Genomic DNA, 12,127 nt, shown 5'->3' with positions numbered 1-12,127 from the left:
CCAGTTCACGCCCAACCGTGTTCTCATCCGAAATGCGCAACTTCTGGACCAATCTGCGCGCCAGTGAATTTTTAGGATAGCCTGCTTTCGACGTCCTTTGCCAGCCCCGGGCGCTGACGTCATTCAGTGTCACTCGGTCGCGCGGTGCACCGTTCGTTGGGGTCCGAGTCGGATCGCAGCACCCGGCCCAACACTGCAGCATCTCGCTGGCGAATGGCGCTGCCTCCGAACGCGGGCCGCCATCGTAGAGTGAGGCAAGTGCCAGCAATCGCCGCTATGGCTGGCATCCTCCGTCTGCCATCAAGCTTTCGAAGAGCTGCGCCGCCGAAGTCATCACATCGCATCCTGTTTGCGGCACAGAGGCGCTCTTTGGTGTGGGCTAATTCGACAATGTCCGATTTCCGACATTATCGGACAAATGTCATACCGATGTTTGAGTTTCGGTGTTGTTTCAGAACCGTTTTTTCGTTGGCATAGTTTGTGCTTGACCGATTTGCAAAGGCCTTTTCGAACCAGGAGAAACGATCCATGATAGGTCTCAACGGAAGAGCCGTTAGTGCAGTGAAGCTCGCTCCTTCCCGCGATTCTGAACCCACCGATGGCTTATGCATATGACGGTTCAAGCGGACGGCTGTGCATATACCATTTTGCATTAGAGACTGAGTCGCGCGAGGGCGACACTGTTATCGAGAAGGATGGGATCAACATATTTGTTGACTCGGACCCCCAACCCCATGTGGCCGGCCTGGCCCGGGACGTCATCCCAAGGACGTCATCCCAAGGGTGGATTCGCCCGGGTTCGTCTTCAACGTTTCAACACGCGGGAGAGGTGAGCCTGCGGCAAATCGTTCGGCTGATCGCCACGCACGGGAGAACAGTAATGCTGGATCAAAAAGCACTTCTACAATGCCACGATCGCCATTTGTAAACCTTTCGTCGTTTCGGTAGCTGGAGAATTATCTTGAGGCCTATCTATCTCGACAACAACGCAACGACGCGCGTCGATGCGGAAGTTCTCCAGGCGATGCTGCCATTCTTCGCAGATGTGTTTGGCAACGCTTCCTCGATGCATGACGCTGGTGCTACTGCCGGGGCAGCGATTAACGTAGCGCGCAGGCAGTTGCAAGCACTGATCGGTGCAAAGTTCGACCCAGAGATCACCTTTACCTCGGGCGGGACCGAAAGCAACAATGCGGCGATCCTTTCGGGGCTCGAGGCTATGCCTGAGCGCACTGAGATCGTAACTTCGGCGGTCGAGCATCCTGCGGTGCTGACGCTCTGCACCCATCTGGAGAAGACACGCGGCACCAAGGTGCACAAGGTCCCAGTGGATCACCAGGGCCGACTTGACCTTGACGCTTATCAGGACGCCCTTACACACCGTGTAGCAATCGTTTCGATCATGTGGGCCAACAACGAGACGGGAACGCTCTTTCCTGTGGTAAAGCTAGCTGAGATGGCCAAAAAAGTCGGCGCAATTTTCCACACCGATGCGGTGCAAGCAGTCGGCAAGCTACCGATTGACTTGAAATCAACGGCGATCGACATGCTGTCGCTTTCCGCGCACAAGTTCCATGGCCCGAAGGGCGTCGGGGCACTCTACATAAAGCGCGGGGTGCCCTTTCACGCACTCATTAAGGGTGGCCACCAGGAGCGCGACCGGCGCGCGGGCACGGAGAACACGCCCGGGATAGTAGGTCTGGGCAAGGCGGCAGAACTCGCGTTGGATTGTATGGACAAGGACAATGCGATAATAAGATCATTCCGCGATCGATTGGAGAAAGGACTTCTCGAGCGTGTCCCCCAAGTCTTCGTAATGGGTGATCCGGTGACGCGGTTGCCCAACACAACGAGCATTGCCTTTGAAGGCGTCGGTGGTGAAGCCATGCAGTTTCTGCTCAATCGCCATGGCATCGCCTGCTCCTCCGGAACCGCCTGTACCTCTCGTTCTTTATCGACGAGCCATGTTCTAAAAGCCATGGGTACTCCCCACAGGCAGGCGGTCGGAGCAGTCCGCTTCTCGTTGTCAGGCTATAACTGTGAAGAGGATATAGATCGGGTGTTGCAGGTGATACCCGCAGTTGTGAAAAAACTGCGTGAATCTCGTCCAGTATTTGCCGGGTAGACGCTCTGCCGGCACATACGATCGTTTCAGCGCTTGGGAATGTCCGAATACCCGTCACTGATGGCGTCTCGATCACAGCTCTTCCCAGGGTCATCATGGGGTGCAGGGCCGGGACCATGTGTTGGAACGAAAGCAGCTATTCCGCGGCCAGTAGGAGAATGCAATGTCTTATGATGATGCGACCTTTGCCCCTGATGGCACTGACATTCTGACTTGGCTGAAGGATTTGTCGGCCGCCGAGGAGTTCTTCGATGCCCTCGGCGTCACCTATGACCCAAAGGTGCTAAACACATCACGGCTCCACATAATGAAGCGCATGGGTCAGTATCTGGTCGCGGAGGACTTTTCCGATCTCCCCACAGGCACGGCCGCCACCCGTGCGCGCGCCGCACTCGAGCGCGCTTACAGGGACTTTGCAACTTCGTCGCCACTCAAACATCGTGTTTTCAAGGTGCTTGAGGATCGCGAGCCGACCAAAGCTGCTGCGCCGATCCAAGTCTTCGTACCATTGGAAGAACTCTTGCAGCCATCCGAAATCAGTGACTGCGGCGGGGTTGCGACACAGCGATGTCATCAGTCCGACAAAGTAGTCGCGGCTCCGGACGCGCTGGAATGAAGCGGTTAGCAGGTTGTAATAAAACTCGTTGGCACGTGGTGCATGGAAGGGTCGGAAGACCAAGGCGATCGAAACCTAGACAGATCATAATGCACATCGCTGATACCGAGTCGGCGCAGATGCGCGTCCATTGCTAATGCGTCGGTGCCTAAAGTGCCAACCCGATGCCGTCGGCCTGCTTCAGCGCTGGTCGCGGTCAGGGTTGCATGAGCCTGGGTCATGTCCATGATACGCATACAGCTCTGATCTCCCCACCGCCGCGGGGGGTCGTCGACCTGCTGTGCCGGCCGTTTGGCAGTGCGTGATTCGTCGACGCTTCTCTCTGACGCCGCTACGCCGTCGTCACGCTTTTGAGCGTATCCCGATGTTTCACTGAATGAATCGACTGGCGGAATCCGCAACTGAGCGGGCAAAAAGAGAGCGCTGTCCTTAGTGAAGAATTTTGCGGATGTCTACATTTCGGAGCGGCCGATTGGCCGGTTCGGGACTAAAGGTCGGCAAGTTGACAATGCATGCACTCTGAAAATGCACAAAATGACGACATTTTTAGGTTGGCACGGCGCTTGCTCGTTCACGGCATCATCCACGCCGGCAAGAGCGAGGCGGTGTAATTGGCAACTATGAGCAAAGGAATTAGCTATGGCGCGAGCTGACGTAGAGCGATTCGTCAACGATTTGGACAAAGGCAGGCTGCCTGCAAACCTCAAGCCAAGTGCCACGGGTCTTGCACCAATCGTAGCGATCGGAAAGAGTCTCGGCTACAACATAACGCTTGACGAAGTTCAAAACTACATCCGATTGGACAGCCGACGGAAGTCTACTGGCAAGAAGCTCGACGCGATGGCGAACAGCAAGCGTGGCTCGCGCGTTCCGGCCTTGCCGCGCTTTGTACAATCTACTGCCTTAGATAGTCCCGTTACGGATGGACTCACGCGGCCGTTGCATATGGCTGAAAAGGGCGCCGCCGTCGCCGCGGTCGTTCAACTTGTTGTAATTGTTGTTCATGTTTCAAGCTGATTTTTTTACCGGAGCGCATTGGCTTGGACGATCGGTGCGAAGAGAGCATGACAGCAAATATCATCGGGAACGAGACATGCGATCTGGCCTACAAGAAACGGCTTCAAGGGCTCACCTTAGAGCCTGACTCGAAAAGGTCTCAACAATATCCGTACCTTGCCAAGCGTCGTGTCAGGACCCGGATGTGGGCGATAGTGATCCAAGCCTCGGCTGATGCGATGGACTTCTCCCAATCCTTAGCCAATCGTCGGCATCTGCCAAGCCATGCGAAGGTGCGCTCCACGACCCAGCGCCGCGGCAGAACTTCGAAGCCCTTGGCCTTGTCGGTCCGCTTGACGATCTGGAGAGTGAAGGCAGCGATCTTTTGGAGTGCGCCCTTCAGCTTCGGTCCGGCATAACCACCGTCGGCGAAGATATGTCTCAGCCACGGCCAGCGCTTGAGAATGGTTTTGAGGACGGCAGGTGCGCCGTCGCGATCTTGGATATCGGCGCTGTGAACCCTGAGGCCGACCATCAACCCGAGCGTGTCGACGACGATATGACGCTTCCGTCCCTTGATCTTCTTGCCCGCGTCATAGCCCGAAATTCCGCCGCTTTCCGTGGTTTTCACGCTTTGACTGTCAATCACGCCAGCAGATGGCGAGGCTTCCCGGCCTTCCAATTCGCGCGCCTCCATCACAAGATGATGGTTGATCCGACCCCATAACCCTGTCGCTCGCCATTCGTAGAAATAGGACTGGACAGTTGTAAAAGGCGGAAAATCCTTGGGCATCATCCGCCACTGGCACCCCGTCGTGGCGATGTAAAGCAACGCATTCACGACCTCGCGAAGATCGGTGCTGCGCGGCCTGCCCAACCGCCGCGGTCCAGGCAGGCAAGGCGAGATCAATCCCCATTCCCGGTCCGTCAGATCGCTTGCATACCGCCTTGCGCGTCGGGCATATTGCCGACGGGTGAAATCAGTCCAGCCCATTGTGGTCTCCGTTCGTCCTAAGCAAACAAACAGAATCACAACTGGCTGATTTCACTCAACTCTTTTTCGGTCAGGCTCTTATAAAGGCGAGTATTGGCGCCAGATCTTTAACCGGCGCACGCCGGAGCAACGGCGCACCTTGTCGCACATCAAGCGTTTCATGGAACGGCTGGCTGGTGACATAAAGTTCCGCACCGCGGTTTCGGAGAGCGCCGACGCCCCTCGCGCGGTAACAGAGCGCTATGGCATTGAAGTTGACCCACTGGAGATACTGCCGCTCTGGCGCGATGATCATCTTACTTACCGCTACAAGCCGGAGTCTGCACCATGGCCGCTGTCGATAATGTGGGACGAGTACATGCGCGACATGTTGCGCCATCGCGACCTCCTGCGCGACCATGGCGATATGTCAATGACCAACCCTCGCTTTCATGCCTGGCGCGAGCGCCAAATTCGGCGTTGTAATGACGAATTGGGCGGATCAGCACCGTCGATCACACACCCCATCATCGCTTTCGAGCTGAGGGAAGGGTGCACCGTCGGTTGCTGGTTCTGCGGCCTCTCGGCCGCTCCGTTCAAAGGCTATTACGAGTATAGCAAACAGCATGCAGAGCTTTGGCGCGGCGTGGTTGGTGTCGCGAGCGAGGTGTTTGGCCCGGCAGCTCGTACTGGGTTCTGCTACTGGGCCACAGAGCCAATGGACAACCCGCAGTACGACCGCTTTCTCTTCGACTACTATCAGATCACGGGCGCATTGCCGCAAACAACGACGGCCGCCCCGCTCAAGGATGAGGCACTCACCAGGCGCGTGCTCGGCCTCTTCAATCTTTATGGCACTACGATGAATCGCTTCTCTGTGCTCAGCACGGCACATCTCAATCAGATCCACAGGGCGTTTTCGCCTGAAGAACTGACAGGGGTCGAACTCATCATGCAGGGCAAGGACGCCCCGACCGCAAAGGCTTTCACGGGGCGTGCGCGCAAGCGGAAGGAGAAACTCAGTGCGAGGCAAGAGGCAATCGCCTTGACGGAGCGCAATCACACGACGATCGCCTGTGTTTCCGGCTTCCTCGTAAATATGCCGCAGAGACGTTTGCAACTAGTGACGCCGGTACCGGGTAGCGAACGCTGGCCCCTCGGGTATCGCATAGTGGGTCAACGGTCATTCAGGACGCCTGACGAGTTCCGGGACGGGCTCAAGAGCATGATTGATCAACATATGCTCGAGAGCCCAGCCCCCGACCTGCCGATCCGCTTTCGCAGGGACCTGGAGTACACAGCGGGAGACCGCTGCTTCCATCTCCGCTCGCGAAGCATGGAACACCGGGTGCTCGACTACGCTCCGATCTCGGTTGGCCATCTAATCGCGTGCGGCAACTTTACAGCCTCGGAGTTGGTTATGCGGGCCTCGACGGATGGAATGAGCGTACTTGCAGTCGCCGACCTGCTCGATCAGTTATACGCGGCCGGCGTGATCGAAGAGGACCTCGGTGACCGCTATGCTTGGCAGACCAGCGACGGCATGAAAGACCGCATTGAAGAAGCTCAAGGATAGCGGCAGGCGGGTTCCTTTACCTATCGGGACCACTGCAAATGGCACGGGCGGGTGCCACAGGAAAACCTTCAGCCGCCGATCCGGGACGATCCGCCACCCGAACCCGCGCGATCGTGCTGCAACATGCCAGATCACGGTGAAGAGAAGAAGCTCAATCCGTGACCAATTGAGCACTTATAGACCAGGCTCGTTCCTTTTCGCTCGTAACTGGGCACATTGAAGACGACCATGGTGAATTCGGCGCCACCGTCCGGCCGGATCCGGTAACGAAGAAACTGGACAACCGGCTTACCGTCACGATCTATGGTAAAATGCTGATCTGCAAAAGCGAGGGTGCCGTCAGATGTGATCCTATAGCCGTCTATGCTAACGCCTCCACGCGTCTTGGTCGACGGTGTATCGGCAGTCGCCGGAGTGCACATGCCTAAATCGACCGTCACACTCACCGGTTTGCCGGTAGTCAGCGCGCGTTCAAGCTCGCCAGTGCATGACTATCGCCGGCGGCATTGGCAGCTGTAGCAAACAGTATCCCGAATAAGGTTGCAACGATATGTTTCACAGGTGGTCCTCTTTAGAGCGACTATACGGTTGACACGGCCCCTGCGGGCGAACCGGGGCTCGGCGGTTTCAAACAGGGCGCGGGTGGATTCATGGTGAGAGTGCGGCTTCGGACCGGAGCAGTTTGCCGACAGCCCATACCACTCGATGCGGCAGCCGTGTGTGGAGAAGGCTCCGCGTCTACTGCTATCCTTGTCCCAATTGAATTCAACCCAAAATGCCACGCTATTCTAATGGGAAATCTCAGCTGCAGCGCGACAACCAAGATGAGACGAAGCGTCAATCAAGATGAGACTCGGCAGCAGCGGTGGAACGCAGAGAGGGCGTAGCCCGAACGGAGTTCTACCGCTGCTGCCGCGCCGATTCATCTGGTGATTGCGGTTCGACCGGTACGTTGGGTTCTTCGAAGAACGGGGAACCACCTTTGTGCCAGGTCGTCACATAACCGATCATCAGATGAGGCTTTTCATGAAGTTACGACAAGAGCACAGGGTTGAGGTCGCCGCCGCGAAGGCGTCGCTCAGCAGAGCAACGGCCTATCGCATCGAGAAGAACGCGCAACTGCCATCACAAGTGAAGAAGCCGCGCGGCCGTCGGCGTCCCGATCCACTCGCCGACATCTTCGATGCCGAGGTCGTGCCGCTGCTGAAGGCGGCACCTGGCATTCGTCCGGTCGCCGTCTTCGATGAGATGTTGCGCCGCCATCCTGAGCTCAGCGAAGGCGTTCGCCGGACAATGGAACGGCGGATCCGTGCCTGGCGGGCCATCAATGGCGACGAGCAGGAAGTCATCTTTCGCCAGGTTCATGAGCCCGGCCGACTGGGGCTTTCCGACTTCACCAACATGAACGAACTGGGGATCACGATCGCAGGCCAGCCGCTCGATCACCTGCTTTATCACTTCCGGCTCGCCTATTCCGGCTTCGAACACGCCCACGTCGTCCTCGGTGGCGAAAGCTTCGTGGCGCTGGCCGAAGGGCTGCAGAACGCTCTCTGGTTCCTCGGCGGCGCGCCGCTTTACCATCGCAGCGACAGCCTGTCGGCGGCCTTCCGCAATCTCGATGCCGATGCCAAGGAGGACCAGACGCGGCGCTACGCAGAGCTTTGCGCGCACTACCGAATGACGCCGACCCGCAACAACAAGGGCATTGCCCACGAGAACGGTGCGATTGAGAGCCCGCATGGCCACCTCAAGAATGCGATCCGCGATGCCCTGCTGCTGCGCGGCACCCGTGACTTCGACGATCTCGATGGCTATCGCGGCTTCATCGATGAGATCGTCAGCCGGCGTAATGCCCGCTATGGCAAGCGCATCGACGCCGAGCGGGCGGCGCTGCAGCCGTTGCCGGGAACGCGCACCAGCGATTTTGAGGAGGTTGTCGTGCGGGTCTCGCGCAGCGGCGGCTTCACCTTGCGCAAGGTCTTTTACACCGTGCCATCACGGCTCATCGGGCACCGGCTGCGCGTGCGCCTTTACGACGAGCGTCTTGACCTCTTTATCGGCGGCACGCATCTGATGACCCTCCAAAGAGGGCGTGCACATGCCAGCGGCAAGCACGACCAGGTGGTCGATTATCGGCATGTCATCCATTCGCTGCGCAAAAAGCCGATGGCGCTCCTTCAGCTTGTCTATCGCGACAAGCTGTTTCCGCGGCAGGAATACCGAAGGGCCTTCGAGACCCTGCTCGACCGGCTTTCCGACAAGCAGGCCTGCAAGATCACCGTCGAGCTCCTGGCCTTGGCCCACGATCGGGGCTGCGAGCGGGAACTGGCAGAGCGGCTCGCTAAAACACTCGATGCGGGCGAACTGCCGGACATCATCGCGCTGAGGACTTTCTTCGCGCCCGATCCGGCACAGTTGCCCACCGTCAACGTTCGTCTCGCCTCCCTCCAGGGCTATGAGGCCCTGATCGACGCGCGTCATCTGGAGGACGCCGCATGAGAAACGCCCCTGCCATCGACGCCGCCACGCTCAGCACGCTGCTCAATGAACTCCGCCTGCCGGCCATCAAGGTCCTTTGGCCGGACTTTGCCGAACGGGCCGACAAGGAAGGCTGGCCAGCGGCCCGGTTCCTGTCGGTGATCGCCGAACACGAACTGGCCGAACGCGATCGCCGCCGCATCGAACGCCATCTCGCCGAGGCCCGATTGCCACCGGGAAAGACGCTCGACAGCTTTGCTTTCGACGCCGTGCCGATGGTCTCCAAGGCACAGGTCATGGCGATCGCCGCCGGCGATAGCTGGCTCGCCAAGGGAGCGAACATCCTCTTGTTCGGCCCGCCCGGTGGCGGCAAGAGCCATCTCGCCGCCGCAATCGGCCTCGCGCTCATCGAGAACGGTTGGCGGGTGCTGTTCATGCGTACGACCGAGCTCGTTCAGAAGCTGCAGGTGGCACGTCGTGAACTCCAGCTCGAATCCGCCATCGCCAAGCTCGACAAGTTCGATCTGCTCATCCTCGACGATCTCGCCTATGTGACCAAGGACCAGGCGGAAACGAGCGTGCTCTTCGAGCTCATCTCCGCGCGCTACGAGCGGCGATCGATCATGATCACCGCCAACCAGCCCTTCGGCGAATGGAACAGGGTCTTCCCCGATCCCGCCATGACACTCGCCGCCGTCGATCGTCTCGTCCACCACGCGACCATCTTTGAGATGAATGTCGAAAGCTACCGGCGTCGATCCGCGATGGAAGCCAAACGCCAGCGCGGCAGGCCGGCTTCCTTCGCGACAATCAGAAACGCCGCCGAGATCGACGCTGCGCGACAATCAGAAACCAACGAAGCCCTTGCCAGCGACAATCACGATGATACCGTCGCCGACAACCGCGACACCAGAATCTCATCCAGATTGTCGCGCTGATCTCAGCCAGATTGTCGCTCTACACTCAGCAGATATGTAAAATCGCTTATTTGGATGGAGGCTATTGAGGAGATGGAAGAGTGGTCGCACGCAGGTGCAAGCCTATCGGCGCTGTCACTATCGCCTGCGGGTGCGGGGGTGCCGGAAAGAGAGACGATGAGCAGTTACCCGCTGGCGAGCGGTGGACAAGGAGGAGACCGATCCGCCACTACGAAACAGCGAACGCGTTCGTCGCGCATCCAGGCAACGTAGCGGTGGAGTTGCGCCTGGCACGACAATTATGGCAGTGGGCTCACGCCACCAGCCAAGCAACTTCGGCCAGGGGTCGCGCGACCGACGTGCAGCGGTAGCCGCGCGGCGAGGCTTTTGGCTAGGCTGAAGAGGATAGGTCAGCATGGCCACATATGTCTGGCCGCAAGCTAACCTTAGTAGCCGACCGCTTGAAGGATGCCCGCTTGTCTCACTGAGCTGATGATGGACGGGCACCAAGTGTTAGACTGCATTCAATAGCTGACGGCTGCCGCACACACTGGCAGCGAAGACGTCGCTTTGACAGACGTCTGACTTCGTCAGGCTGCAGCGCGACATATGTGGAACGACCCGCTTGGCAAGGGCATTTTTCAGCGATTCATCCCGCGGGAACGGTGCGGTCATATGTCCGGCCTATCAGCGCGGTTCTGTGGACCGCTGGCCTCGATGAAATCCGCGAAACGAGTGACTGATCAACCAAACGCGCTCGAAGCGCAATGGCGCGCTGGCCTCTCTCGCCTCGGGATTTCGTCCCGTTGTGGAATCATCGCTTGTTTGTGCACCTTGCCACTGGCGGCTACCGTGCCGCGCAGTTCGTGATGTTCGTTGTCAGCTTATGAGCTGGCCGCACTGCTCTCGAGACCGCGATATGTTCCGCCCTTGGTCAGGAGCGCCCAGATGATCCGCGCCATTTTGTTGGCGAGCGCGATCGCAACGACCTTGAAAGGCCGTCGCGCTAACAGTGCGACTAGCCACCGTGGGGCTTTGTGGTTGCCTCTTGCATGTCGCAGGACCGAGGTTGCACCGGCGACGAGCAGAGTGCGAAGCTCGGGATTGCCCATCTTCGATATTTTGCCCAATCGCTCCTTGCCTCCGCTCGAATGGGATCTCGGCGTTAATCCCAGCCATGCGGCGAAATGGCGCCCGGATTTGAACCCACCCGGGTCTGGGACAAGCGCCTTGATGGAGGCCGACGTAATGGCTCCGACGCCAGGGATTGTGGCCAGCCGCCGCATGTCTTCGTCATGCTTCACTTCGGCGACAAGCTCTCGCTCGAGTTTGTTGATCTGCAGCGCCAGTGCGTCGATTTGATCCGCAATTGCCGTCAAAGCGAAGCGGGCCGCGTTCGGGAGACGCGCATCGGTTTCATCACGCACGATCGCGATCAGGCTTGCAATTTTCGCCGTGCCGATGCCGGCAATGATCCCCAGTTCGGACAGGTGAGCACGTAGCGCGTTGATCGTCTGAGTTTGCTGACGAACCAGAAGGGCGCGTGTCTTCAAGACCATCGCCGCCGCCTGCTGTTCGGGGGATTTCACCGGAACGAAGCGCATCGTCTTGCGCGTCACTGCCTCACTAATCGCCTCAGCGTCGGCTGCATCCGTCGTCCCCCGTTTGACGAACGGTTTGACATAGGCCGGCGGAATCAAACGTACCTCGTGGCCGAGTGCGCCGATCTCCCGCGCCCAGTAGTGCGAACCGCTGCAGGCTTCGATACCAACCAAACATGCCGTGCCGTCACGGCTCATCGGGCACCGGCTGCGCGTGCGCCTTTACGACGAGCGTCTTGACCTCTTTATCGGCGGCACGCATCTGATGACTCCGCGGCTCGTTCACGGATTCGCGGTATCACACCTGGGTCTGTTTCGAATTCATCGACAAAACTGGCGTCAGCCGCTACGTCCGCTTCCGGCTGATCAACGCCGACCGCGGCCCCGATCGCGGCCTGCCGCGCCCCGAATTCAAGGCTAACGGCCATCCATCCATGGACGCTGAGGCTGACGACGATCGGGCTCCCGACTTCCTGCGCAAGGATTTCATTCACCGCGTCAGGCGCAGTGACGTGCGCTACATCCTGCAGGCGCAGCTGCGTGACACGCCGCCGCCGCCGGTCGGCAATCACGAGCTGTTCGACCCGTCCCAGCCGTGGAACGAATACTGGTTCCCCTGGGTGGACATGTTCGAAATTCGCCTTAACGAGGTCATCGACGACCAGGCGGCCGTGAGCCGGCTGGAGATGAATCCAAACCGGAGCCCGGAATGCATTCGCATTCCTTTGGCGACCAGTCCAGATGATTACGCATCGCTCGGTCACGCACGCGCAATCGTCTATCCGGGCGCGCGAGCGGCGCGGGCGGCAGTGCCGCCGCCCCAGAATAATTAGAGGACCACGCCG

The 12,127-nt window shown here is 58.9% G+C and carries 8 protein-coding genes and 2 pseudogenes; 7 read left to right on the top strand and 3 right to left on the bottom strand.

Translation table 11 applies throughout. The features are described from left to right. Nucleotides 1-961: 961 nt before the first annotated feature. The 3 genes and pseudogenes from nifS to SJ05684_RS28345 all read left to right on the top strand — a co-directional run bounded on the left by nifS (nt 962) and on the right by SJ05684_RS28345 (nt 3,758). Complete coding sequence (gene nifS, locus SJ05684_RS28360) at nt 962-2,125, top strand: cysteine desulfurase NifS (RefSeq protein ID WP_014857675.1); 1,164 nt, start codon at nt 962-964, stop codon at nt 2,123-2,125. Nucleotides 2,126-2,288: 163 nt separating this feature from the next. Then, nucleotides 2,289-2,660, top strand: a pseudogene (nifW, locus tag SJ05684_RS28355) (nitrogenase stabilizing/protective protein NifW); the annotation flags it as partial. Nucleotides 2,661-3,380: 720 nt separating this feature from the next. Further along, nucleotides 3,381-3,758 (top strand): hypothetical protein, encoded by a 378-nt coding sequence (locus SJ05684_RS28345; RefSeq protein WP_014857677.1) that lies wholly within the window; start codon nt 3,381-3,383, stop codon nt 3,756-3,758. A gap of 139 nt (nt 3,759-3,897) precedes the next feature. Here SJ05684_RS28345 and SJ05684_RS28340 read toward each other — a convergent pair whose 3' ends face one another. Next, nucleotides 3,898-4,731: an IS5 family transposase gene (locus tag SJ05684_RS28340; RefSeq protein WP_014327878.1), complete on the bottom strand. Its 834-nt coding sequence runs from the start codon at nt 4,729-4,731 to the stop codon at nt 3,898-3,900. Nucleotides 4,732-4,870: 139 nt separating this feature from the next. Here SJ05684_RS28340 and SJ05684_RS28335 point away from each other — a divergent pair, with 139 nt between their 5' ends. Further along, nucleotides 4,871-6,286, top strand: a complete 1,416-nt coding sequence (locus SJ05684_RS28335; protein WP_080577877.1) for a radical SAM family RiPP maturation amino acid epimerase — start codon at nt 4,871-4,873, stop codon at nt 6,284-6,286. A 131-nt stretch (nt 6,287-6,417) separates the two neighbouring features. Here SJ05684_RS28335 and SJ05684_RS28330 read toward each other — a convergent pair whose 3' ends face one another. Beyond that, nucleotides 6,418-6,708, bottom strand: a complete 291-nt coding sequence (locus SJ05684_RS28330) for a VirK family protein (RefSeq protein WP_014857679.1) — start codon at nt 6,706-6,708, stop codon at nt 6,418-6,420. A gap of 562 nt (nt 6,709-7,270) precedes the next feature. Here SJ05684_RS28330 and istA point away from each other — a divergent pair. After that, nucleotides 7,271-8,785 carry an IS21 family transposase gene (gene istA, locus SJ05684_RS28320; protein WP_014331811.1) on the top strand — a complete coding sequence of 505 codons (1,515 nt, stop codon included), beginning with the start codon at nt 7,271-7,273 and terminating at the stop codon, nt 8,783-8,785. Then, nucleotides 8,782-9,702: an IS21-like element helper ATPase IstB gene (istB, locus tag SJ05684_RS28315; RefSeq protein WP_014328473.1), complete on the top strand. Its 921-nt coding sequence runs from the start codon at nt 8,782-8,784 to the stop codon at nt 9,700-9,702. The genes istA and istB overlap by 4 nt, the downstream gene beginning before the upstream one ends. A gap of 863 nt (nt 9,703-10,565) precedes the next feature. Here the strand turns inward: istB and SJ05684_RS28310 are convergent. Then, nucleotides 10,566-11,462 (bottom strand): annotated as a pseudogene (locus SJ05684_RS28310) (IS110 family RNA-guided transposase); the annotation flags it as partial. Between the two features lie 254 nt (nt 11,463-11,716). Here SJ05684_RS28310 and SJ05684_RS28300 point away from each other — a divergent pair. Beyond that, complete coding sequence (locus SJ05684_RS28300; protein ID WP_014857746.1) at nt 11,717-12,115, top strand: catalase family protein; 399 nt, start codon at nt 11,717-11,719, stop codon at nt 12,113-12,115. Nucleotides 12,116-12,127: the final 12 nt, after the last annotated feature.

It is taken from the genome of Sinorhizobium sojae CCBAU 05684, from assembly GCF_002288525.1.
GTDB lineage: Bacteria > Pseudomonadota > Alphaproteobacteria > Rhizobiales > Rhizobiaceae > Sinorhizobium > Sinorhizobium sojae.
Note: the sequence above shows the minus strand (reverse complement) of the source record. Positions and strands in the feature narration are given on the sequence as shown.

Excerpts from the sequence above, each read along its gene's own strand:
- SJ05684_RS28345 (WP_014857677.1), top strand. The coding sequence starts at position 3,381 with ATGGCGCGAGCTGACGTAGAGCGATTCGTCAACGATTTGGACAAAGGC.
- SJ05684_RS28340 (WP_014327878.1), bottom strand. The coding sequence starts at position 4,731 with ATGGGCTGGACTGATTTCACCCGTCGGCAATATGCCCGACGCGCAAGG.
- SJ05684_RS28330 (WP_014857679.1), bottom strand. The coding sequence starts at position 6,708 with ATGTGCACTCCGGCGACTGCCGATACACCGTCGACCAAGACGCGTGGA.
- istB (WP_014328473.1), top strand. The coding sequence starts at position 8,782 with ATGAGAAACGCCCCTGCCATCGACGCCGCCACGCTCAGCACGCTGCTC.
- SJ05684_RS28300 (WP_014857746.1), top strand. The coding sequence starts at position 11,717 with ATGGACGCTGAGGCTGACGACGATCGGGCTCCCGACTTCCTGCGCAAG.